Here is a 22,401-nt window from a genome sequence, read left to right as displayed (position 1 = left end):
CGCGGCTGCTCGGCGAGAGTGTGGCGGTCATGCGGAAGGCTCCGGGTTGGGTGACATCGCAGTGGTTGCAGCGGGCATCTCGAAGAAGGTCTGCGCCGGCCGTTCGTTGATCGCCAGGCTGAGCAGCTCGGGCCGCGCGTAGTGGCCGACCGAATCCATCATTCGCTTGCGCTTGGTGATCAGTGCCATGTCGAGATCGGCGACGACCATGCCTTCGCCTTCGGTCAGCGGCTCGGCCAGGTACTTGCCCTCGGGGGAGACGATCGCGGTGTGGCAGCCGCCGCGCAGCGCCTGCTGCAGGCCCGCGTCGGGGGTCACGGCCTGCACCTGCGCGTCGCTCAGCCAGCCGGTCGCGTTGACGACGAAGCAGCCGGACTCCAGCGCGTGATGGCGGATCGTCACGCCCATCTGGTCGGCGAAGATCGGGCCGACCAGCGAGCCGGGGAACTGCGCGCAGTGGATCTCCTCGTGCTGCGCCATCAGCGCATAGCGTGCCAGCGGGTTGTAGTGCTCCCAGCAGGCCAGCGCGCCGATGCGGCCGACGGCCGTGTCGGCCACCTTGAGCCCGGCCGCATCGCCCTGCCCCCAGACCATGCGCTCGTGGTACGTGGGGGTGATCTTGCGACGCTTCAGCGCGAGCCGCCCATCGGCATCGAACAGCAGCTGCGTGTTGTAGAGGCTGCCGTGGTCGCGCTCGTTGACCCCGAGCAGCACCACGATGCCGCGCGTGCGCGCCCGCTCGGCCACCGCCTGCGTGACCGGCCCCGGCACGACCACCGCCTGCTCGTACAGCCGCAGGTGCTCGGGCCCCTGCTTGCACGGCGGCAGCACGAACGAGAAGTACGGGTAGTAGGGCACGAAGGTCTCGGGGAAGACCACCAGCTGCGCACCGCGATCGGCGGCCTCGTCGATCGCCGTGCAGACGCGGTCCAGCGTGCCGTCTGCCCGCTCGAAGTCGGGCGCGATCTGCACCGCGGCGGCACGGACGATGGCAGACGGCGTCATCTCAGCACCGCCCGGCCGCCCGAAGGTGCTGAGGCGCCCCCTCGGGGGGCAGCGAACAAAGTGAGCGTGGGGGTTTCATCTCACAGCGTCCAGGTGTCGAGGATGAACGCGTTCTCCTTGCGATGCAGCAGGATCAGGTCGAGCACGTCGAGCGGGTTGATCGGCCGGATGCCTTCGATCAGCGAACCTTCGCCATGGCCGTACAGCGCCTGCAGCGCGAAGCGGCACGCGTAGACCTTGCCGCCTTCGGCGATGAACTTGCCGATCTGGTTGTTGAAGTTCTGGTGCCCGGGAAAGGCTTCGTCGCCGAGCGTCGGAAAGCCGCGCTGCACGCCGAGCGTGACGCCCGGCCCGTACAGCAGGATCGAGGTGTCGAAGCCCTTGCGCTTCAGACGCGTCGCCTGCAGCAGGTTGACGAAGCCGATCGAGCCTTCGAAGGCGACGGTGTGGAACGTGACGAGCGCCTTCTCGCCGGGCTCGGCCTTCACGTCTTCGAAGACCTTCTCTTCATAGTCGACGAGGGCATCGCCCTTCTTGTGCGGGGGATGGGTGACCTTGGGCATGGTGTGGCTCCGTGGGTTGAGGGAACGCGGTGTTGCGAGGTGTTGCACCCGTTCATTCGCATGCGACGTGCCTCGGCGAGCGTTGCCGATGCGATCAAGGGCCGATCAATCAGGCGCGGCGCTGCCGAGGTCGACGCGGCCGCGGCCGAGCGGCGCCGCTGCGCCGGCGCGGCATGCGATTCGTGGCACCACCCCTGGGCGCACGGCATGCGATCAAAGCACCCGATCAATGGCCCGTCGCGCACCATCAACGAACGCGGGCAGGCGCGTCCCGCGATGAAGGGCTGGCACGATCGATGCGATCAATGCGTGTCGCCTGATGCGATCAACCACCGTGAGCCCGTCATGCCCCAACTCGCCGCACGCTGGCGCCGCCGCATCGAATCGATCGACCGCCCGGCCTACCTGCTGATCCCCGACCTGATCGCCGAAGACCTGCGCGATGGCCACCTCGCGGCACGCGACCGCCTCCCGACCTTGCGCGAGCTCGCGCAGGCACTCGCGCTCAACTACACGACGGTGGCGCGTGCGTATGCCGAGGCGCGCCGCCGCGGGCTGATCGATTCGCGGGCCGGCACCGGCAGCTTCGTGCGCGGCCAGGGCCGCACGCTGCCGTTGCGCAACGGCACCGGCGCCGAGATGACGATGAACCTGCCGCCCGAGCCCAGCGACGCGGCGCTGGTGGCGAAGCTGCGCGACAGCGCGGCGGAGGTCATCGCCGGCGCCGACCTGTACGGCCTGCTGCGCTACCAGGACTTCGGCGGCACGGCCGAAGACCGCGAGGCGGCCGTGCACTGGCTGCGCCGGCGCTTGTCAGGCATCGGCGCGGCGCGCGTGCTGGTCTGCCCGGGCATCCACAGCGTGCTGACGGCGCTGATCTCGCAGCTCGCGCGGCCCGGCGAGCTGATCTGCACCGACTCGCTCGCGTACCCGGGGCTGAAGGCGATCGCGGCGCAGCTCGGCGTACAGCTGCATGCGATCGGCCTCGACGAGAACGGCCCGGACGTCGGCGCCTTCGAACACGCCTGCAAGACGCTGAAGCCGAAGGCCGTCTACTGCAACCCGACCTTGCTGAACCCGACGACCGCAACCATGTCGGTGGCACGCCGCGAGGCGCTGGCCGACGTCGCGCTGCGCTTCAGCGTGCCGATCATCGAGGACGACGCGTACGCGATGCTGCCGCGCCGCAAGCTGCCGCCGGTGGCGACCTTCGCGCCCGAGCTGACCTACTACATCACCGGCTTCTCGAAGTGCCTGGGTGCGGGGTTGCGCAGCGCATATGTCTGCGCGCCGAACGAGCGCATGTCGCAGCGCCTCGCCGGCGCGTTGCGCGCGACGACCGTGATGGCCTCACCGGTGACCAACGCACTGGTCACGCGCTGGGTGCAGGACGGCACCGCCGAGGCCGTGCTGGCGGCCGTGCGCGACGAGTCGATCGCGCGCCACGAACTCGCGCAGAAGCACCTGGGCCACTACGGTATCGCCGCGCAGCCCGAAGGCTTTCACCTGTGGCTGCCACTGACCTCGGCGTGGAGCCCGGTCGAATTCGCGTCGTACCTGCGCCTGCAGGGTGTCGGCGTGGTCGCGAGCGCGGCCTTCAGCACCGACGGCGACCCGCCCGACGCGGTGCGCGTGTGCCTCGGCGGGCCGATTGGCCTGGACGATTGCGAGCGCGCGCTGCAGCTCATCGCCGAGACAATCGAGCATCCGCTGCATCCGCATGCGACGACGATGTGAATATCGCGCTCCTCAAATGCCCTTGTCGGTTGGGCTGCGGTACAGCTCCGCAGTCGCCTCCGTCATCGGGAAGTTGAGGTTGATGCCGCGCGGTGGAATCGGCGCGTTGAACCACTTCGCGTACAGCGCGTTGATCTTGCCGCTCTTCATCAGGTCGCGCACCGTCACATCGACCAGGCCCTTGAACTGCGGGTCGTCCTTGCGCAGCATGATCCCGTAGGGCTCCTGGCGCAGCACGTCCGGCAGGATCCTGTAGTCGTTGGGGGTCTTGGAACTGGCGATCTGACCCGCGAGCAGGACGTCGTCCATCACGAAGGCCACTGCCCGGTCCGACTCCAGGCTGAGGAACGAGTCCGCGTGGTCCTTGCCGTAGATCTCGTTGACCTGCAGGTTCTCCGCGCGCTTGTGCGCGCGCAGCAGCGGGATCGACGTGGTGCCGGTCGTCGTGACGATGGTCTTTCCACTCAAGTCGGCGAGGGACTGGATGCCGGACGCCTTCTTCACCGCGACGCCGACGTTCACCATGATGTAGTTGGGGCTGAACGCCACCTGCTGCTGGCGTGCCATCGAGTTCGTCGTCGAGCCGCACTCCAGGTCCACGCTGCCGTTCTGCACGAGCGGAATGCGGTTCTGCGACGTCACGGTCTGGTAGTTGACCTTCAGCGACGGCAGATGGAGCCGCGTCTTGATGGCGCTGACGATGTCCATGCAGATGTCGATCGCGAAGCCGACCGGCTGGCCGCTTCCTGTCACGTACGAGAACGGGATCGAGGCGTCACGATGGCCGATGGTGATCTCGCCCTTGGCCTTGATCTTCTCCAGCGTCCCGCCCTCCTGGGCTCGAGCGCTTGCGGAGATCAGCGCAAGGCACGTGCAGACGATCTGGATCGACCTGTCGAGACCCGCCAGTCGCGGGCGCGTGCAGCTTCGAAGTGCGAACCCGCACGACGCGCCATCCATCGTCTTCAATCACCTGGCTGATCCAGCAGACCTTCGAGACCTGGTCGACGGGGTCCGGTTGACCCGCGAGATCGTCGCGCAGGCTCCGTTGGGCAGAAGGTGCCGGGCGGAACTCGCTCCAGGCGCGGCAGTGAATTCGACGGGTGCACTGCAGGCGTGGGTCGCCCAGAACGTCGGCACCAGCTACCACCCCTCGGGAACTTGCCGAATGGGCACAGGCGCGGGCTCGGTCGTCGATGCCGCCGGGCGAGTTCACGGCGCCACCGCTCTGCGCGTCGTCGACGCTTCGATCATGCCGAGAACGGTCACAGCCAACATCAGCGCGACCGTCTACATGCTCGCCGAGAAGATCTCCGATGACATCCGCGGCAGGTTGCCAGCGTCCAGCCGACAGGACGGGCTTCGGTTGTCGATTCAGGCAGTGGCTGGTCGTCGTACGGGTGAAGCCTCCCCATGCACAGAGACTTCAGGCCCTCGGACAACCAACCTGTAAACCCCATGAAAAAGATGATCTTCGTCAGCCTGCCGGTCACCGACCTCAAGGCCTCGATCGCCTTCTACAAGGCCCTGGGATTCGACCAAAACCTGCAATTCAGCGACGATACCGCCGCCTGCATGGTGTGGAGTGAGGCGATCCACGCGATGCTGCTCACGCACGGCAAGTGGCGCACGTTCACCGAGCGGCCGCTCCCGCCGGCCGGGACGAGTGGGGTGATGCTCTCGCTGGCACTGGACAGCCGCGATGCCGTCGATGCCATGAACGTTGCCGCCGCGGCCCACGGTGGGCAAGCCGATGTCAACCCGGTCCAGGAGCTGGGCTTCATGTACGCCCGCGACCTCGCCGACCCCGACGAGCACCTGTGGGGGGCACTCTGGATGGATCCGGCGGCGATTCCGCCCGCTGATCAACAGAGCTGAGGGCCTGCCCGCAGCGCTAACCCAGCGCGCGTACACCTTGGGTGAGGCAGACTTGCAGACCTTGCTGCTGGCCTGCCGCCAGGCGCTCGACACCTCCACGTCCGCCGAGCAGGCGCGTGTGGAGGCGTTGCGCTGGCACCATCGGCTGCTCGTCGACGCCCATCTCATCTGGGCGCTGGAGGAAGATTGAATCGAACCCACAGATGGCCCGCTTTGCGCGGCGGCCTCATTGCCCTGGTCGCAGCCCTGCTGTTCGGCGTCAGCACGCCGCTCGTGCAGCGCTTCGGCGTCGGCGTCGGCAGCTTCACGACAGCCGCGCTGCTGTACGCCGGTGCGGCGCTGATCGGCGCGCTGCTGCGCCGGCCGATCGAGCGTGAGGCCCGCGTTCAACGCGGCGATGCGCCCCGCCTCGGCCTGATGGCGCTGTTCGGCGCGGTCATCGGCCCGGTTGCATTGGCGTGGGGGCTGCAGCGCACCAGCGGCGCCAGCGCTTCGCTGATGCTCACGCTCGAGGCCGTGTTTACCGCGGGGCTCGCACGACTCTGGTACCACGAGACGCTGGACCGTCGGGTCACTCTCGCGATGGCGCTCTTGACGCTGGGTGGCATGGCACTGGTGCTGGATCGTGCCGAGGGTGGCGCAAGCCAGATGCTCGGGCTGCTGGCCGTGATGGTCGCCACCGCGGCCTGGGGCGTGGACAACACCTTGTCGCGCGCCGTGGCCGACCGCGACCCCGGGCAGGTCGTGATGTTCAAGGGCGCGTTCGGCGCCATCGCCACGACGCTGCTGGCGCTTGCCCTCCGCGAGCCGCTGCCAGGGCTCTGGCCTGCGCTGGCGCTGCTGGCGGTAGGCGCGACCGGCTACGGCCTGAGTCTTCGCTTCTATCTGCTGGCGCAGCGTGCCTTCGGCGCGGCACGCACCGGCTCGGTGTTCGCGTTCGCGCCGTTCGTCGGCGCGCTGTTCGCGTTCATGCTCGGCGACCGCAGCGGCAGTGCCTGGATGCTTGCCGGTGCGGTGCTGATGGCCGCGGGCATCGTGCTCCATCTCGCGGAGAGCCACGCGCACGAACACGAGCACGACGAGGCGGAGCACGAGCACGCCCACGGCCACGACGACGGCCACCACACACATTCGCACGACCCGTTGCCGGTGGGCCGACACAGCCATCTGCACCGGCACGAGGCCACGCGGCATTCACACGCGCATGTCCCGGACGAGCAGCACGCGCATCGACACTGACGCGCTCGCCACGTGGAGCCGCCTCGAACGCACCACTTTGGACGAATGCACGCCCGAGAACGCGCTGCGGTTTGTCCGAGATTTTCGGCACGTCGTGCGCGTGCAACCGACTCAAACGGCACGTTGCTCCGAGCGTCTTCCGTATCCTTTGCTGCCATCCGTTAGCTTCAACCGATACCGCACTGGAGTCACAGATGAACCTCTTCAAAGTCTTTGCCGTCGCAGTCGCAGGCGCGTTGGCCACGTCGGCCGTGCAGGCGCATGGCATCTGGTTCGCGCAACGCTCGACCCAGCTCGCGCTGATTTACGGCGTGGGCGCCGATGACCTGGATGCCGTCAAGCGCCTGCCGCTCGTGAAGAGCGTCGCCGGCTACGACACCGAGTGGAAGGCAGTGCCGACGAAGTTACGCGTCGCAGGCCCCTTGCTGCTCGTCGACAGCGACGGCCAGCCCACCGTGGTCGCTGCGGTTCTCGAGAACGGCATCTGGAGCAAGACGCCTGATGGAGAGTGGCACAAGAAGGGCAAGGACGAGGTTCCAACCGCTGTCACCAGCGAAAAGACCATCAAGTACGCGGTGGTGATCCGCGGTGAGCTCAAGTCGGCCGTTCCGGCACTCCCCGATCAGACGCTGCAGATCGTCCCGGTCGATGCGACGCTGCCCGCAGAGATGGGCAAGCCGCTGAAGATGCGCGTGCTGTTCAAGGGCAAGCCGGTCGGCGGCGCGCTGGTGCAGAGCGACTACGTCAACGATCCCGATGGTCAGCCGGTGAAGAGCGGCACAGACGGCGGCGTCACGATCAACATTCGCAATCAAGGCCTGAATGTCGTGGCGGTCACGTTCGACGGGCCGCCGGACGAGCCCACCAAGATCGACAAGATCGAATACCGGGCCACCCTGTCATTCGTACTGCCGCACGCGCCGGAGTGAACGCGGGGTCGGCGAAACGGCAGGGTTCACCAGCGCCGCCCGTTCAAAGTGCGCAATCGTCTTCAAGGAACTGAGCGATGAGTCTCTCATCATGGAAGAAGTTGCCGCCCGTGCTCGTGCTGGGCGCCCTGGCGCTGGCGTTCAACGCGCCTGCCCACGCCCACGGCAGCTCGAAGCCGGAGCACGGTGGTGTCGTCCAGATTTCGGGCGAGACCTTGCTCGAACTGGTGGTGCGTCCCGACGGCGTTGCGCTGTACGTCAAGGACGACGATGACGAAGTCACGAGCACCGAGATGACCGCCAAGCTGACGATTGTCAACAAGGGCGCGAAGACCGAAGTTCCGATGCAGGCCGCCGCCGGCAACAAGTTCGAGGCCAAGGGTTTGAAGCTCGTCAGCGGTTCGAAGGTGAGCGTGCTGGTCGTCAACAAGAGCACCCAGGCGAAGGCCGGCGCGACCTTCAGCGTCGACTGATCACGGATGCGCGCTGCGCTCGACATGGTGAATGATCTCGGGTTCAAGGCCAGGGCGGTAGCCCAGAAGTGGCGGCCGCTCCCCCTCTTCCTGATCGTGCTCGCCATGCTGGCCGATCCCGAGGCGTTCGCGCACGGCGTGTCGGAGGACGACCGGGCGTTCATCCAGGGGAGTCCGGGCGTCAACATCGGCCCGTACGTCTACCTCGGCGCCAAACACATGGTGACGGGCTATGACCACCTGCTCTTTCTCTTCGGCGTCATCTTCTTTCTCTATCGTCTGAAGGACGTCGGGAAGTATGTGACGCTCTTCGCCGTGGGACACAGCACGACCTTGCTGCTGGGTGTGCTCGCGAACATTCATGCGAGCGCGTATCTGGTCGACGCCATGATCGGCTTCTCTGTCGTCTACAAGGCCCTCGACAACCTGGGCGCGTTGCGAAAGATCGTCGGCTTTGTGCCGAACCAGAAGGGCGCGGTGCTCGTCTTCGGCTTCTTTCACGGATTCGGTCTCGCCACGAAGATCCAGGAGATGTCGATCTCCCGCGATGGCTTGCTGACGAACCTCGTCAGCTTCAACGTGGGCGTGGAGATCGGTCAGTTCATCGCGCTCAGTCTGATCCTGATCGCGATGACCTGGTGGCGCCGCAGGCCCGCCTTTCCGAGCCACGTCGTCGTTGCCAATGCGGCATTGATGGGCGCGGGCTTCGTGCTGATCGGCTATCAGCTCTCCGGCTTTTTCCTCGGCCCAGCATGACCACCAACCTCGACCACGCGACCGCTTCGACGCCCTTTGAAGCCCCTCCTCGCACGCTGGCGATCGCCGTAGGCGCAGCCATGCTGGCGGCGCTGCTGATCCTGGTTCTGTTCGTGCTGCCGGCCGAGCGCGGCATCGACTTGACGGGCATCGGATCGGCGCTGGGCCTGACGCAAATGCGCGGTGACGGTTCGGCGGCAACCACGCCGACCGCGGCGAACACCGCCGCTACAGGCGAGCCTCAAAGCAAACAGTCCATCTCGAAGGCCGCGGCCCTGCGATCCGACGACATGACGATCGTCCTGAAACCGCACGAGGGAGCGGAGATCAAGGCGCAGATGCGTGCCGGTGACCACCTGATCTTTCGCTGGGAGGCGAGCGGCCCCGTGACCATGGACATGCACGGCGAGCGTCCCGATGCCGGCGAGGACTTCACGCGCTATTGGAAGGAAGCCGGACAGACAAGCGCGCAAGGGGCCTTCACGGCGCCCTTCGACGGCCGGCACGGATGGCACTGGCGCAATCGCACCGACCAGGCCGTGACGATCAAGGTGCGCACGGCGGGCTTCTACGAGTCGCTGTTTCAGCCGCACTGACGTTCCGCCTTCGTCTCGAGGCGCTGCGGCCACGCGGACCGCGCTGCGCCGGGCTGCGCGCATCGAGCCGCGACGCATGCACGTCGCCTCACGACATCCCGATGCGACACGACGCTGTCCGTTGTGGGGCACACGCTCGCACCACGCTCAAGCAACGCGCACCAGCACGCGGATTTCAGCAGCGACCGCTTGTGCCGCCGATGAAATCCGCAGGACATTCTGTCGACGTTGGCGCGAACGGCAGAGTGTGCATATAGCCACTTTCATAATGCCGACATGCCTCGTCGCCTCATCTTCATTGCGCTGCTGCTGTCAATGCTGATGCAGGCCACCACGCTCGGCAATCTGCCGGCTGGGCCAAGCAAGGGTCGAGAGGCGCTGCACGCAGTGCTGCACTGGGCGGGCTTGGGGCATCACCATCGTCAAGATCGTCCGGCGCCGCCAAGTCAGGAAGAGGATGCTGCGGGCATCGAGGCAACCGGCGGCCTGCGCGTGTCCGCCGTCGCAGACACCGCGTCGGGCGGCTGCGATCAAGATCAGTCGCCCGAATCGATCCGGCATGTGCTGATGGACGGGTATGTGAGCGGCGCAGCGATGATCTCGTCGTGGGTCGGATCCCTGCCGACGCGCCTGTCACGCCCGATCGCGCTTCGCTCCGCCGCCGAGAAGGTGCCCGCGACGCCGTTCCTCGAAGGCTGGCGAAGACCCCCTCGGGCGGCCTGAGCCGCGCTTCCTCCCGCACGACGCGTCGATGGCGCGTCCGCCTGCGGCGAGGTCATTCAGCCATGGCGGAGCCTCCGCCGCCGGGGAGCGAACAACCCTCTGCTCGCGACCCGGCGCCTGGAGAACGCAGCCTGTCTTGTCACATCGAGCAGGCGGCATGCATTCGCACGCCGCAGCGGCCACGCCATGCCCGCCATTTGAGTTTTTGAGCCGTTTGTACCCAGGAGCCTGACCACCATGTCCACCCGATATTTCCTTCGCGCCGCCGTCCCGGCAGCGGCCTGTCTTGCCTGCAGTCCGTCGCTGTGGGCCGCTGACGCCGCGCCCTTGCCTGCCGATGCGGCCTCGAGCCCCGGCGCGAGCGCTGCGACGACGACGCTCAGCACGGTCGAGGTCAAGGCGGTCAAGCAGCCGTATCGCAACATTTCCGCCACGGGCGCCACGAAGAACGACGCGCTGATCAAGGACCTGCCAATGAGCGTGCGTGTGATCACTGCAGACCTCTTGTCAGACGCCGGCGTCACCGATCTTTCAGGCGCGCTCGACCTCAGCAGCGGCATTTCGCGCACGAACAACTTTGGTGGCCTTTGGAACAGCTATGCGATGCGCGGCTTCACCGGCGATCCCAACTTCGGCTCCGACTACATGGTCAACGGCTTCAATTCGAGCCGTGGCTACAACGGCCTGCGCGACGGCGCCAACACCAACACCGTCGAAGTGCTGAAGGGGCCATCGTCCGCGCTCTATGGGCGCGGCGAGCCGGGGGGCACGGTCAACATCACGACCAAGAAGCCGCTGTTCCAACCCGCACAAACAGTCGAACTCTCGGCCGGAAGCTTCAACACCTGGCGCACCGCCGTCGATCTGACCGGGCCGATGAGCGAGACCATCGCCTATCGTCTGAATGCGGCCGTTGAGGACGGTGACAGCTTCCGCGACACGGTGCACGCCAGGCACTATCTGGTCTCGCCCTCGTTCGTGTGGATGCTGTCGGACAACACGACGCTGTCCTACGAAGTCGAGGCGGTGCAGCAAAAGGCACCCTTCGACCGCGGCGTCGTGGCGGTCAACAACCAACTCGGCGTGGTGCCGGTGTCGCGCTTCCTGGCCGAACCGAGCGACGGGGACACGACCATCAAGTCCCTCGGGCACCAGGTCTTTCTGCAACACGATTTCAACGCCGACTGGTCGCTGCAGACGGGCTTGAGCTACCGAAAAAGTTCGCTGACGGGTTTCTCGACGGAAGCTTTCTCGCTGCAATCGGACGGGCGAACGCTGTGGCGCCAGCTGCGCTTCCGCCACTACAGCGCCACCGACGTCGCCGGGCGCTTCGAGGTGCTGGGCAAGGTCGCCACGGGCCCGGTCAAACACAGCCTGCTCTTCGGTGTCGATGCCTACAGCTTCGACGATGACCGCTACCAGACGCGCGGCAGACCCTCGGCCGCCGTGCCCTATGCCATCGACATCTACGATCCCATCTACGGCGTTTCGGTGGCGCCCGCCCCCCTGGTGGCGAACACCAACACCCAGGAGCGGCAGCGTGCGCGCGCGGTGTACGCGCAGGATCAGCTGGAGTTCTCGGAACAGTGGAAGGCGCTGGTCGGCGTGCGCTACGACAAGTACAAGCAGACGGTGACCAACTTGCTGACGACTCCGGCGCGGACGACCGAGCAATCGCCCCACGCCACGAGCCCGCGCGTAGGCCTCGTCTACCAACCGACGAAGACGCTGTCGCTGTACGCCACGGCGTCCAAGGGGTTCCGGCCGAACAGCGGCATCAGCATCGACGGGGACTCGTTTCAGCCGGAGTCCAGCCGCTCGTACGAAGTCGGCACCAAGTGGGATCCGGCCGACGGCAAACTCACCGCCACCTTGGCGGTGTACCGGATCCGGAAGGAGAACGTGGTGACCCCCGACCCCAGAGATACCACCAAAGCGATCCTGGTGGGCGAAGTTGGGAGCAAGGGGGTCGAGCTGGATGTCTCGGGCGAGATCGTGTCGAACCTTCGCCTGTCGGCCGCCTATGCCTACACCGACTCTCATGTGCTGCAAAGCATCCCTGCAGTCGCCGCCACGGGGCTCGCGGAAGGTCGTCGCTTTCCGAACGTTCCAAGAAACACGGCCAATCTGTTCGCGACGTACAAGGTGCCGCTTTCTGCCAGCAGCAGCGCCACGATCGGTGGCGGCGTGAATTATGTCGGGGAGCGCCTGGGCTCGGTCGATTTGAACGACGGCTTCAAGCTGCCGGCGTACACGGTGTTCAAGCTCGTCACCTCGTACACCGTCAACAAGCACCTGCGTCTGTCGCTGGACATCGACAACCTGTTCAACAGGGTGTATTACACCAATTCGTACAGTTCGTTGTGGGTCTATCCGGGCACGGAGCGCAAGTTCACAGGAACCGCTCAGTACAAGTTCTGAGACCAGGTGTGGGTACGGTCCGCAAGCGGGCCGTACCCACCATTTCGAGGACCCACGCATGTCATCCACAGCAACGTTTTCGACAGTCCGGGCCGCTCCTGGTGAGGTCCGGGACGCAGCGGCCGCGCATCGGTCACGCATCACCTCCATCGACGCATTGCGCGGCCTGGTGATGATCATCATGCTGCTCGACCATGTGCGCGAGACGCTCTATCTGCACCTGCAGGTCACCGATCCGATGACGCTGCCCGGCACCGCGCCGGAGGTGTTCTTCTCGCGCCTGGCGGCGCATTTCTGTGCGCCCGCGTTCGTGTTCCTGACCGGGTTGTCGGCCTGGCTCTATGCCAACCCACCGTCGGGTGCGTTGCGGCCGGTGCGCAGCTTCCTGCTCAAGCGCGGGCTGCTGCTGATCGCGTTCGAACTCACGGTCATCACGTTCGCTTGGAGCGGCACGTTCAACATCATCTACCTGCAGGTGATGTGGGCCATCGGCTTCAGCATGGTCATGCTGGCCTTGCTGTCCGACCTTCCGCGCTGGCTGCTCGCCGCGTTGGGATTCATCATCGTCTGCGGCCACAACGCGTTCGCGGGCCTCGTGGTGCCACCGGAGAGCGCGTGGTACCTGCCGTGGACCCTGATGCTGCACCGCGGCTGGGTCGTCGCCGAAGGTGCCGTGCGCGTCAGGCTCACGTACCCGGCGCTGCCGTGGGTGGGCGTGATCCTGTTGGGCTATTGTTTCGGGCCGGTCTTCTCCGCACGACTCGATGGACACATGCGTCGGCGCGTGCTGGTCGCCGTGGGCCTTTCCTGTCTCGCGCTGCTGCTGTCTCTGCGCGGCTTCAACATCTACGGCGAGAACCTGCCCTGGGTGCACGGCGATACCCAAGTTTTGACCGTCATGTCCTGGCTGAACTTCACGAAGTACCCGCCGTCACTCGACTACCTGCTGCTGACGCTGGGCGCAGGCCTGATCATGCTGGGCCTGCTCGAGTTCGCAGAAAACGGCCTGACCCGCGTGTTCTCGACCTTCGGCGGCGCACCGATGTTCTATTACATCGTGCACCTGTACTTGCTGATGATCTCCTACAAGGTGCTTCTGGCGATCTTCGGACCGAATCAGGGCGCGCGCTTCGGGGTCGACCGCGAAGCGTTCTGGGTGGTGTGGGTGGTCTGGCTCGCGCTCGTCCCGCTCCTATTTTTCCCGTGCCGCGCGTTCGCCCGCTACAAGCGCGGTTCCAAGCAGGCTTGGGTCAAATATTTCTGAGCGGCCGAATCGAATATTGGAGTCCAGGGGCGGACTGATGTCAGGGCTTGGCGTTCGCGCCGAAGCCGAAGTCGTCGAAGGCCGTGACGCTGTCGGCCTTGGTCCAGACGCCGACGGCGCCCGCACCGGCAATGTGTGCGTCGGCCAGCTCGATCACCGCCTTGCCGTTCAGCAGCACGCGGATGTGCGTGCCCTTGAACTCTGCCCGCAGCACGTGCCACGTGTTCGTGGCCACCGGCGCGTCGACGTACTTCAGCGTTCTGCGCGTGCCGCCCTCCGTGTAGTACAGCGAGACGTTGTTCTCCAGCGCGTTCGCGCGGGCCACGTAGTAGTTGTTGCCGTCCTTCCAGCGCCAGACGACGCCGCCGGCCTGGTCTTCACGACCCCGCAGCGGCTTGAACCTGACCTCGACAAAGCCGTCCTGGATCGCGCTGTCCGTTCGGACGCACCACGGGAAGTCGCCCGCGCCTGACTGCATCAGAACGTTGGGCGCGCTGGGCGCATCGGGCTGCGACTCGACCGTCCAGCGCGGATTGCCTCTGCCCGTCACGCCACAGGTCCAGCCGACCGGTGGAGCACCGGTCGGGTCCTTGTCGAAGCTCACCATCTGCGCCGCCGAGACGCCGGCGGCCAGCAGTGTCGTGGCCATCGTGATCGTCGTCTTCATCGCGTGTCTCCCTGAACTCGCGTGTCTGCGGGCGGGTCAGGCTTTCGTGGCGCCGGCGGCGCCGAGCCGCGCGTTCACCTTCTCCCAGTTCACGTTCTGGAAGAACGCATCGATGTACTTCGCCGCCGCGGCGCCGTAGTCCATCTGGCAGGCGTGCTCGTACATGTCCATCACGAGGATCGGCAGCGTTCATTGATCATGCGGATCTCCTGTGACTCTCGGCCTGGCACGATTGGCACCAGGCGTACAACGCGTCGTACATCACCAGACCGTGCTTCAGCATCTCGTGGTCGTCCTTGAATCGGTGTGACAAGCCGAGCGAGATGGCGTAGAGCCCGGCCGATTGCGGCGTCAGGTCGAGGCGCGAGGTGTCGGCTCCGCGCACGATCATGGCCAGTTGATCCAGCGCGGGATCCTTCAGTTCGTGTTTCTTGATGAAAGCGTCGAAGCTGCACAGTTCGCCGTCGTGCGTCATTTCGACGCCGGGAATGTCGTAAGGAACCGCACCTGTCTCAGCCGCGACCTTCAGCACCTGGTTCGCCGGCACGTACAGGAACTCCGGCTCCTTGTCGATGAAGCGTGCGATCAGCCAAGGGCAGGCGATGCGGTCGATCTTCGGGCGTTCGCGGGTGACCCACTTCATGATGAAGCTCCTTTGGGTTGCAGCGGCTTGCCGGCCGCCTTCCACGCTTCGATGCCGCCGGTGAGATAGCGCACATCGAAACCGCGCGCTCGCAGCGCCAGCGCCGTCGAGCGGCCGATGTCCATTCCCTTGAGGCAGTACACGAACACCGGTTTGGCGGCGTCGATCTCGGCGCTCCACTGATCGACCTGCGCCGGGTCGCACCACGCTGCGCCCGCTACCATGTCGCTCGCCGCCGCAAAGTCTTCGGCACGCCGGACATCGATCACGCGCTGCGTTTCCTTCTCGAGTGCAGCAATGCCGACGCCGAGCGGCACCGCGTCCCCCGCCACCGCCGCGCCATAGCGGCGATACACCGCATCCCAGCGGATGTTCTTCATGAAGGCATCGACATAGGCGGCCGCCTTGGCGCCGAAGTCCATGTGGTAGGAGTGCTCGTACATGTCGAGCGCGAGCACCGGTGTCGCACCGGCCAGCAGGTTCGTGTGATCGGCGGCCCAGTGGTTGATCAGCCGCCCTTCGCGCGACGACCACGCGAGGATCGCCCAGCCCGAGCCGCCACCCATCGCCTTGGCCAGCGCCGTGAACTCGGCTCGCCAACGGTCTACCGAGCCGAAGTCGCGCGTCAATGCGATCGAGAGCCCGCACGACGGCAGCACGCCATCACCGCCCAGCGCATCGAAGTACAGCTCGTGCAGGAACGCGGAGTTGGCGGCGACCAGCTCTTCGCGCTTCAGGCCGTTGATGACGAAGACGGGTGCGCTGCCCCAGTCGAGCTCGCGCAGTTGTTGGCGGATGGCGGCCAGCCGCTTCACCGCACCGGCGTAGTTGTTCTCGTGGTGGCTCGCAATCAGTTTCTGCGACAGGCCATCGAGCTTGCCGAGGTCGAGTGTCAGCGGCTTCATTTGCAGATCCATGGTGTTCTCCTTCGGGGGTGTTCAGGTGTGGGCCATCAGGGGCTGCAGCACCAGGCCCAGCACTGCAGCGACGACGACGACGATCGGTTCGGGGAGCTTCTTGAAGCGCCACAGCACGCCGACCGTGACGAGCGCGATTGCGGCGGTGACCCAGTCGGTGATGGAGCGCTGGCCGATGACGATCACCGCTCCGGTGATCGCGCCGATCGCGGCGGCCGTGACTCCGTCGACGAAGGCGACGATGCCCGGGCGCTTGCCATGCTTCTTGAAGTACGGCGCCGGCAGGATGGTGAAGAGGTAGCAAGGCACGAAGGTGCCGGCCGCCGCGACCACTGAGCCCCAGAAGCCCGCGACCAGGTAGCCGATGAAGCCGGTGGTGATGACGACCGGGCCGGGCGTGATCATCGCCACCGCCACGGCATCCACGAACTGCCGGTCATTGAGCCAGTGGTATTCCTGAACCACCCCGCCATACAGAAACGGCACGATCGCCAGCCCGCTGCCGAACACGAAGCTGCCGGCATACGCGAAGTACGCACCGATCTGGCCGAGCTTGTGCCAGTCGATGGCATCGATGGCGAAGAAGGCCACGAGCGGTGCCGCGACGCTGTTCGCCGTCCCGCCGAACCACGACTTTGGCGGCGCGCGCACCAGCCAGACCAGCACGCCGGCGCCGAAAAAGATCCAGACAATCTCGGACTTGGTGATGACCGTCACCGCCGCGCTGACGAGGAAGATCGCCCACAGGAGCTTGTCCTTGCCGATGTTCTTCGTGGTGAGCTTGTAGGCGCTCATCGCGATGATGCCGATCACCGCCGCACCGACGCCGTAGAACACGGCCTGCATCCAGCCGATGCCGCCATAGGCGCTATAGACCGCGCCGATGGCCACGACCATCGCGAACGACGGCAGCACGAACGCCAGGCCGACCAGCGTCGCGCCGCGCACGCGGTAGTGCACGTAACCGAGGTAGATCGCGAGCTGCGCCGCCAGCGGGCCCGGCATCAGCTGCGCGAGCGCCATGCCCTCCTTGTAGTCGCTCTCCGAGATCCAGTGCCGCTTCTCGACCAGGTCGCGGTACATGTAGCCGACCAGCGCCACCGGACCGCCGAAGCCCCAGGTGCCCAGCGCAAGCATGTAGCGCACGAGCTGCCAAAGGGAGTAGCTGGGTTGCGGGGAAGCTTCCACAGCGGAGCTCGCGTCGGTCATCGTGTGTTCCCTTTGTCGTTGCCACGTTGGGCTTCACGCAGAAAATGTGCGTACAGCGAATCGAGAACCGTGCTCATCTCGTCGAGCAGCGCGTTGTCATCAGTCAAGCGTTCGCGGGCACCGGCCATCACGGCCTCGAAGCCCTTGGCCTCCGGGACGGGTTCGCCGCCGACATCCAGCGCATGCACGATCGTCGCAAGGCGCAGCAGCGCCAAGTCTTCTTCCAGGCCGAAGCTGGCCATCAGCGTCTCGAACGTGACGCGATCGCCGACGTGCGTGAACGTCGCGCCGTCGAAGTCGAAGCCGAGCGCGCTCTTCGGGCAATCCGAGGGCCTGTCCAGCCAGCGGAATCGCGCGTCGCGGTCGATGAAGCGGCGGATGAGCCAGGCGCTGGCCACCCGGTCGACCCACAAGCGACGACGTGTGGCCCAGGTGCGGCCCTGGTACTTCCCGTCATCGAGTCGCGGAATCTGGCCCCGGGTCTCGTGCGGTTCGTCCGGCGACAACAGGCTGTCGATGCGCTTGCCGAAGTCCGTCCAGGCCGCCTCGGCCTCCACGCCCGCTTCGCCGGGGAAGAAGTCGATTGCCCGTACGGCGTCGAACTCGCGCTGCAGCTTTCGCTGCAGCCGGGCAAGCTCGGGCGCGGCCAACGACGCGAGGCCGCGGTTCGCCTCTTTCCAGGTCTTGCGCAGTTCGGCGTAGTCCTCGCTGCGGTCGAACAGTTGCCGGTAGGTGGCAGCTTCATCGGCCGAGCGGGGCTGCACGGTCATCAGCCACGCGCTGCCTCCTTCACGAATGCACTCGTCGGCGAGTTCCTGCAGGGCCTGCTCGTGGTCCGCCTGCGTGGGCAGCAGGTACGCGCCATCGCGCAGTGCCATGCAGCCCAAGGCCTTGAGTGCTCGCCAGATGCGCATGCGCCCGGTCGCGCTCGCGGTCGGGAGCGAGACGATCAGCAGAAGCCACGGGGGAGTCGAAAGGTCCATGTAGAGAATCATACATTGATGTAGAGTAAGCAATATAATCTCGACCACATGCCCGGTGGGGACTCGATGAACTCGTCGACGCGCGGGGCGATCGCCCGGCTGCTCTTGCCCCACGGCGCCGACGCGGGCGCCCTGCCCCTGCTCGTGGCGCGCGGATTGCGCGCGTTCGCCGATGGCTACATGGCATTGCTGCTGCCGGCGTATCTGCTCTCGATCGGCTTGGGCACGCTGGAGGTCGGCATCGTCAGCACGGCGACGATGCTGGGATCGGCACTGGCCACGCTCGCGGTCGGCGCCTGGGGACACCGCTTCGTCGGGCGCCGCCTGCTGCGTGGTGCCGCGCTGCTGATGCTGGCAACGGGCGTCGGATTTGCCGGCCTGGCCTCGTTCTGGCCCTTGCTGATCGTCGCCTTCGTCGGCACGCTCAATCCCAGTTCGGGTGACGTGAGCGTGTTCCTGCCGCTCGAGCATGCACGTCTCGCCGCGGCGGCCCAAGGCGCCGCGCGGACCGCGCTGTTTGCGCGCTACAGCGTGATCGGGGCCTTGTGCGCATCGCTCGGCGCGCTCGTCGCCGCGGTGCCGGACTGGCTGGCCCGAATCGCTGGCTTCGCACGCCTCGACGCGCTGCGCGGCATGTTCCTCGTCTACGGCGCACTCGGTCTGATGGTGTTCTGGCTCTACCGTCGCCTGCCGGCGGGCGAGAGAGGCACGGATGAGCCGCCGCCGACCGCCGCGCTCGGCCCGTCACGCGGCATCGTCGTGCGATTGGCCGCGCTGTTCAGCGTCGACGCGTTTGCCGGTGGGCTGGTGGTCAACGCGCTGCTGTCGCTGTGGCTGCTCGAGCGCTTCGGGCTCTCGCTGGCGCAAGCCGGTGTGTTCTTCTTCTGGGCCGGCCTGCTCAGCGCTGCGTCCCAGCTTGCGGCGCCGCTGGTCGCTCAGCGCATCGGGCTGCTGAACACGATGGTGTTCACGCACATCCCGGCCAACGTCTGTCTGGTGCTGGCCGCGCTCGCGCCCAACCTGCCGTTGGTGCTCGGTCTCTTGTTCGTGCGCAGCGCCTTGTCGCAGATGGACGTGCCCACGCGCACGGCCTACGTGATGGCGGTGGTCACGCCGGCGGAACGCGCGGCGGCGGCCAGTTTCACGGCCGTGCCGCGCAGTCTCGCGGCCGCGCTGAGCCCGACATTGAGCGGCGCGCTGTTCGCAGCCGGCTGGTTCTCGCTTCCGTTGATCGGTTGCGGGGTGCTGAAGATCGCCTATGACCTCGCACTGTGGCGCGCCATGCGGCTGAATCGGATTCAGGAGCAGTGAGAGTGCTGTCCGTCGCGGCTCTTTGGCTTTGAGGAGGATGCCCACGCCGATGCACTCGGTGTACGGCGATGGGGCCAGCGGCGAGTCGAACCATTCATCCACGCACGGATGACCGTTCGCTGGTTGTGTGGCATCGTCGCGCGATGGCCGAGCGTCGCTGCCTGAACTGCGAGTCCACGATTCCCGCGACGGCGCGCTTCTGCCCTCGCTGCAGCCAGCGCACGGACACTACCCGCCTCTCGTTCGCCGACATGACGCGCGACCTGATGCAGGCGTTCGTGAATGTCGAACGCGGGCCGCTGATGTTCGCATGGGCCCTGCTGACGCGACCCGGCGGCATCGCGCGCGAATATGTCGAGGGCCGGCGGCGCCGGTACTACGGACCGTTCGCCACACTGGCCGTGCTGGTGGGGTTCGTGGCGCTGGTACTTAAGTTGTCGAACTTCCAGGTGTTGTCGCAGGACGTGTCGACCCCGGCCACCGTGCTGCAGCAGCACTTCAACCTGGTGCTGCTGGCGCAGTTGCCGCTGTTGGGTGGCGCCTGCGCATTGATGTTCCGCGACGCGGGCCTGACGCTGCCGGAGCATATGGTGCTGGTGGCCTACGCACTGAGCGTGCGGGCTGTCGCGCTGATCATCGTCGTGCCGATCGCGCTGCTGAACTCGACCTCGGCTCCGACGTTCTGGCAGAACGCCGGATTCTGGGGCGTCTGGTATGTCTACTTCGGCTGGGCCGCGTCGCAGTTCTACGTGGGTGCGCGCTGGCGCTCGTGGCTGAAGGGGATGTTCGTGGCCGCCATCGGGCACGCGCTGATCATCGGCATCCTCATCGTGGCGACACAGGCAGCGAAGTGATCAGCATCCGACCGCGGTACCGGGCGGAATATCCCAAGACACGCAACTCGCCGCACCCGCAGAACCCCGATGCCTGTTTAGGGTCGGGAGTTCGACTTGGCGACGCGTGGTCCATCGCGTGAAAGCCCCTAACCGCGTATCAATGCGGCCCTTGCTTTCTGCGCAGAGGCATAAACTAATCGTGCCATCTGAAGGCAAAACGGAAGGCGTGAAAGGGACTCTGCAAAGGGGACCCGGTAATGCGATTCGAAAGGCTTGAAGGTGACTGCAGCCCGTCTCCGGTTAACCCCGCTGGCGGGCTGTTCATTTGTGCTGCGCGCATATGTCGCCCCTTCAGTAGTCCCTGTGGCGCGGTAGGTGCCGGCCACAGACGCGAGGCAACGATGACCGAAGCCGAATGGGTTGATGCATTCGTGATGACGATGGGCCGTCTGGGTTCGCAGGCTGACCCCGAGCATCTCCGTCAGTTTGCTCGCGAGCTATTTGCCAGCAACAGCAACAGCGACCCCATCGAGATGGCACAGGCGGAGTTCGATGAGAGGCCCCCGGAGGAGGAGTGACCGGCCCGTCACCGCCTGGAGTTGGGACGCAATCACGCCGGATCGCCCGCCGCTTTGGACCAAGTTCCCCGGTTAGCGAATACGATGGCCCGCCATTTGGAGATCCGATGCTCGCCCAGGATACCTACGACGCCACTGCACCCGGCCACACGGGCACGATCAGATTCAACGGAAAGACTGACGAACTGGAGGCATGGGAGGACTTCGCAGTGGAGGTCCGCGTGATCGAGCACATGGCGCGACAGGGAGTTCTAACGGTCGGATTCCGGCACGTTGAGAGTCAGACCGGCAGGCGGTATGTGGACATGGTGACGTTCACGCGGCTTTGAGTGCGTCGGCTATGGAAGCGCCGAAAGGTACGTGCGGAAGGCGTCGGTCTCGCGTTGCTTGCCAGCGAGTTCCGCCTCGAGGCGCTCCGTGGGCCTTCCCATGCGCTTCTCATCCTCGATGGAGGCGATCAGCAGGCGCCGCTCCGTATCAAGAGCCGTCAGTCGTTCGCGGTAGAAACTTCCCATCTGAAGGGGCGTGCTCATCTGGTACCGCCCCGGCGCGAGTTGTCCCGAAGAGGTTCACGCCTGGCGAGTCTGTCGTCGATCGCGTGCCGCGCGATGGCCATCGCATTCTTCGCGGCGTGATCACGGGTGCAGAACTGATCCATCGGAAATTGCTGCCAGCCTTCACTGGCGTCGGCAGGCTTGACCGAGAAGCTGGCCATGAAGCGCGTCGCCCATACCGACGGAAGCGCTTCGAGCTCGGCCAGGTCGCTTGAGGTGTGCACTTCACTGCATCGCGCGGTGATGGCGCAACCTCGGTAACTGGAGAAGTAGGCTTTGTTCATGTGGGATCCGATAGGTCATCGCTTCTAGGCCCCGACACTGCGCCCCTGGCGCGCCATCTCATGTGGGCCAAGCGCCTGCTGCCCGGTGGCGAAGGTGCGCCGTGCCTGTAGGAGAAGGCGCGGCGCTTGCCGACTTGCGCCGCTTTCGAGGCAGCTCATGTCATGAGCTTGGCTGCGACCACACTGCGCCATGGGGCAACCGGCCTCTTCTTCGGCGTCCTGCTGCTCGCGGGCTTCTTTGCGTTCAACTGGTTCTTCTAAGCCCGCCGCGTCCATGCTGCCGCTTGCACTCCGACGGCCGTGGAAAGCCAGCGCGCCCGTTTGCGGCCCACGGTGTCGAGGACGAAGGCGAATTCTCCAAGGAGGTCGATGAATTCGGCGGTGAGAGTGTGCTCTCTGAATAATCGGGTGAGTTGGCCGAGGATGGGCGACGACGCATTGCGTGAATAGATCGACGCGGTGAGGAACGTCTCGGCCAGCTTCGCGAGCGTGGCGCCTGAGCCCTCCAGAGCACAAAGGGCTGCTTGCAGCAGGCATTCGAAGACGAAGGTCAGCTCAGTGCTCCTTTGCAGCCACAGCTCGCGCACTGACGGCTGCTCGATGCTCGATACCGACCCTGAGGCGACGGTCGGGGCACGCCGACGTGTAGCCAGTCTGCAGCGAGAGCTGTCCGTGGCACCCCAACCTCGGGCTGGCGTTCAAGGTCACCCATCGGACATTCGCACTAACGCACCTCTGTGTGTGAGCGACCGGAAGCGACGTATCGCCTGCGCCCATCAGCGAGCCGGGCGGTCCACAAAAGTTGGTCGTCTGAACATATCCTGGTTCGGCCTGT

The 22,401-nt window shown here is 65.9% G+C and carries 28 protein-coding genes; 16 read left to right on the top strand and 12 right to left on the bottom strand.

Translation table 11 applies throughout. The features are described 5' to 3' along the window. Positions 1-27: 27 nt before the first annotated feature. Entirely contained in the window at positions 28-1,005 is a 978-nt protein-coding gene (locus AC1DTW_RS21905; RefSeq protein WP_477983507.1) for a Nit6803 family nitrilase, read from the bottom strand. 80 nt (positions 1,006-1,085) lie between these two features. After that, positions 1,086-1,568: an MSMEG_0572/Sll0783 family nitrogen starvation response protein gene (locus AC1DTW_RS21900; protein WP_477983506.1), complete on the bottom strand. Its 483-nt coding sequence runs from the start codon at positions 1,566-1,568 to the stop codon at positions 1,086-1,088. A gap of 345 nt (positions 1,569-1,913) precedes the next feature. On the opposite strand from AC1DTW_RS21900, the gene AC1DTW_RS21895 reads away from it, so the two are divergent. After that, on the top strand, positions 1,914-3,305 hold the full coding sequence (locus AC1DTW_RS21895) for an aminotransferase-like domain-containing protein (RefSeq protein ID WP_477983505.1): 1,392 nt from the start codon (positions 1,914-1,916) through the stop codon (positions 3,303-3,305). 12 nt (positions 3,306-3,317) lie between these two features. Here AC1DTW_RS21895 and AC1DTW_RS21890 read toward each other — a convergent pair whose 3' ends face one another. Next, entirely contained in the window at positions 3,318-4,163 is an 846-nt protein-coding gene (locus AC1DTW_RS21890; RefSeq protein WP_477983526.1) for an amino acid ABC transporter substrate-binding protein, read from the bottom strand. On the opposite strand from AC1DTW_RS21890, the gene AC1DTW_RS21885 reads away from it, so the two are divergent. The 11 genes from AC1DTW_RS21885 to AC1DTW_RS21835 all read left to right on the top strand — a co-directional run bounded on the left by AC1DTW_RS21885 (position 4,093) and on the right by AC1DTW_RS21835 (position 13,584). Continuing rightward, positions 4,093-4,758 (top strand): GMC oxidoreductase, encoded by a 666-nt coding sequence (locus tag AC1DTW_RS21885; protein WP_477983504.1) that lies wholly within the window; start codon positions 4,093-4,095, stop codon positions 4,756-4,758. The genes AC1DTW_RS21890 and AC1DTW_RS21885 overlap by 71 nt on opposite strands. Positions 4,759-4,763: 5 nt before the next feature. Next, positions 4,764-5,183: a VOC family protein gene (locus AC1DTW_RS21880; protein ID WP_477983503.1), complete on the top strand. Its 420-nt coding sequence runs from the start codon at positions 4,764-4,766 to the stop codon at positions 5,181-5,183. Between the two features lie 52 nt (positions 5,184-5,235). Next, a complete protein-coding gene (locus AC1DTW_RS21875) occupies positions 5,236-5,373 on the top strand; it encodes a hypothetical protein (RefSeq protein ID WP_477983502.1) in 138 nt (45 codons plus the stop codon). 23 nt (positions 5,374-5,396) lie between these two features. Next, the gene (locus AC1DTW_RS21870; RefSeq protein WP_477983501.1) at positions 5,397-6,422 is read left to right on the top strand and encodes a DMT family transporter; all 1,026 of its coding nucleotides are present in this window, start codon (positions 5,397-5,399) and stop codon (positions 6,420-6,422) included. Positions 6,423-6,493: 71 nt separating this feature from the next. Next, on the top strand, positions 6,494-7,351 hold the full coding sequence (locus AC1DTW_RS21865) for a DUF4198 domain-containing protein (RefSeq protein ID WP_477983500.1): 858 nt from the start codon (positions 6,494-6,496) through the stop codon (positions 7,349-7,351). A gap of 77 nt (positions 7,352-7,428) precedes the next feature. After that, positions 7,429-7,824: a hypothetical protein gene (locus AC1DTW_RS21860; RefSeq protein WP_477983499.1), complete on the top strand. Its 396-nt coding sequence runs from the start codon at positions 7,429-7,431 to the stop codon at positions 7,822-7,824. Between the two features lie 6 nt (positions 7,825-7,830). After that, positions 7,831-8,580: a HupE/UreJ family protein gene (locus tag AC1DTW_RS21855; RefSeq protein ID WP_477983498.1), complete on the top strand. Its 750-nt coding sequence runs from the start codon at positions 7,831-7,833 to the stop codon at positions 8,578-8,580. Next, complete coding sequence (locus AC1DTW_RS21850) at positions 8,577-9,176, top strand: hypothetical protein (RefSeq protein WP_477983497.1); 600 nt, start codon at positions 8,577-8,579, stop codon at positions 9,174-9,176. Before AC1DTW_RS21855 ends, AC1DTW_RS21850 begins: the two co-directional genes overlap by 4 nt. A gap of 276 nt (positions 9,177-9,452) precedes the next feature. After that, positions 9,453-9,899 carry a hypothetical protein gene (locus AC1DTW_RS21845; protein WP_477983496.1) on the top strand — a complete coding sequence of 149 codons (447 nt, stop codon included), beginning with the start codon at positions 9,453-9,455 and terminating at the stop codon, positions 9,897-9,899. Positions 9,900-10,136: 237 nt separating this feature from the next. After that, positions 10,137-12,320: a TonB-dependent siderophore receptor gene (locus AC1DTW_RS21840; RefSeq protein WP_477983495.1), complete on the top strand. Its 2,184-nt coding sequence runs from the start codon at positions 10,137-10,139 to the stop codon at positions 12,318-12,320. Positions 12,321-12,378: 58 nt separating this feature from the next. Beyond that, entirely contained in the window at positions 12,379-13,584 is a 1,206-nt protein-coding gene (locus tag AC1DTW_RS21835) for an acetyltransferase domain-containing protein (RefSeq protein ID WP_477983494.1), read from the top strand. A gap of 40 nt (positions 13,585-13,624) precedes the next feature. Here the strand turns inward: AC1DTW_RS21835 and AC1DTW_RS21830 are convergent, their stop codons facing one another. The 6 genes from AC1DTW_RS21830 to AC1DTW_RS21805 are packed head-to-tail and all read right to left on the bottom strand — an operon-like array spanning position 13,625 to position 18,003. Then, positions 13,625-14,251 carry a LamG domain-containing protein gene (locus AC1DTW_RS21830; protein ID WP_477983493.1) on the bottom strand — a complete coding sequence of 209 codons (627 nt, stop codon included), beginning with the start codon at positions 14,249-14,251 and terminating at the stop codon, positions 13,625-13,627. A 36-nt stretch (positions 14,252-14,287) separates the two neighbouring features. Next, positions 14,288-14,425, bottom strand: coding sequence for a Fe-Mn family superoxide dismutase (locus AC1DTW_RS21825; protein WP_477983492.1), 138 nt, complete (start codon positions 14,423-14,425; stop codon positions 14,288-14,290). A 22-nt stretch (positions 14,426-14,447) separates the two neighbouring features. Next, positions 14,448-14,894 carry a chromate resistance protein ChrB domain-containing protein gene (locus AC1DTW_RS21820; protein ID WP_477983491.1) on the bottom strand — a complete coding sequence of 149 codons (447 nt, stop codon included), beginning with the start codon at positions 14,892-14,894 and terminating at the stop codon, positions 14,448-14,450. Beyond that, positions 14,891-15,811 (bottom strand): Fe-Mn family superoxide dismutase, encoded by a 921-nt coding sequence (locus tag AC1DTW_RS21815; protein ID WP_477983490.1) that lies wholly within the window; start codon positions 15,809-15,811, stop codon positions 14,891-14,893. Before AC1DTW_RS21815 ends, AC1DTW_RS21820 begins: the two co-directional genes overlap by 4 nt. Before the next feature lie 21 nt (positions 15,812-15,832). After that, on the bottom strand, positions 15,833-17,020 hold the full coding sequence (locus AC1DTW_RS21810; RefSeq protein ID WP_477983489.1) for a chromate transporter: 1,188 nt from the start codon (positions 17,018-17,020) through the stop codon (positions 15,833-15,835). Beyond that, on the bottom strand, positions 17,017-18,003 hold the full coding sequence (locus AC1DTW_RS21805) for a chromate resistance protein ChrB domain-containing protein (RefSeq protein ID WP_477983488.1): 987 nt from the start codon (positions 18,001-18,003) through the stop codon (positions 17,017-17,019). The genes AC1DTW_RS21810 and AC1DTW_RS21805 overlap by 4 nt, the downstream gene beginning before the upstream one ends. A 66-nt stretch (positions 18,004-18,069) precedes the next feature. Between AC1DTW_RS21805 and AC1DTW_RS21800 the strand changes: the two genes are divergently transcribed. The 4 genes from AC1DTW_RS21800 (at position 18,070) to AC1DTW_RS21785 (ending at position 21,057) form a co-directional block, all read left to right on the top strand. Next, the gene (locus tag AC1DTW_RS21800) at positions 18,070-19,314 is read left to right on the top strand and encodes an MFS transporter (protein WP_477983487.1); all 1,245 of its coding nucleotides are present in this window, start codon (positions 18,070-18,072) and stop codon (positions 19,312-19,314) included. Positions 19,315-19,565: 251 nt separating this feature from the next. Further along, entirely contained in the window at positions 19,566-20,168 is a 603-nt protein-coding gene (locus AC1DTW_RS21795; protein ID WP_477983486.1) for a DUF3667 domain-containing protein, read from the top strand. 383 nt (positions 20,169-20,551) lie between these two features. Next, positions 20,552-20,728 (top strand): hypothetical protein, encoded by a 177-nt coding sequence (locus AC1DTW_RS21790; protein ID WP_477983485.1) that lies wholly within the window; start codon positions 20,552-20,554, stop codon positions 20,726-20,728. 107 nt (positions 20,729-20,835) lie between these two features. Continuing rightward, the gene (locus AC1DTW_RS21785) at positions 20,836-21,057 is read left to right on the top strand and encodes a hypothetical protein (protein ID WP_477983484.1); all 222 of its coding nucleotides are present in this window, start codon (positions 20,836-20,838) and stop codon (positions 21,055-21,057) included. Positions 21,058-21,066: 9 nt separating this feature from the next. Here the strand turns inward: AC1DTW_RS21785 and AC1DTW_RS21780 are convergent, their stop codons facing one another. The 3 genes from AC1DTW_RS21780 to AC1DTW_RS21770 all read right to left on the bottom strand — a co-directional run bounded on the left by AC1DTW_RS21780 (position 21,067) and on the right by AC1DTW_RS21770 (position 22,153). After that, positions 21,067-21,261, bottom strand: a complete 195-nt coding sequence (locus AC1DTW_RS21780; protein ID WP_477983483.1) for a hypothetical protein — start codon at positions 21,259-21,261, stop codon at positions 21,067-21,069. Next, positions 21,258-21,566 carry a hypothetical protein gene (locus AC1DTW_RS21775; RefSeq protein WP_477983482.1) on the bottom strand — a complete coding sequence of 103 codons (309 nt, stop codon included), beginning with the start codon at positions 21,564-21,566 and terminating at the stop codon, positions 21,258-21,260. The genes AC1DTW_RS21780 and AC1DTW_RS21775 overlap by 4 nt, the downstream gene beginning before the upstream one ends. 257 nt (positions 21,567-21,823) lie before the next feature. After that, positions 21,824-22,153: a hypothetical protein gene (locus AC1DTW_RS21770; protein WP_477983481.1), complete on the bottom strand. Its 330-nt coding sequence runs from the start codon at positions 22,151-22,153 to the stop codon at positions 21,824-21,826. Positions 22,154-22,401: the final 248 nt, after the last annotated feature.

The organism is Rhizobacter sp. P5_A1, from assembly GCF_056400745.1.
This window is presented reverse-complemented; position numbering and strand designations above follow the sequence as displayed.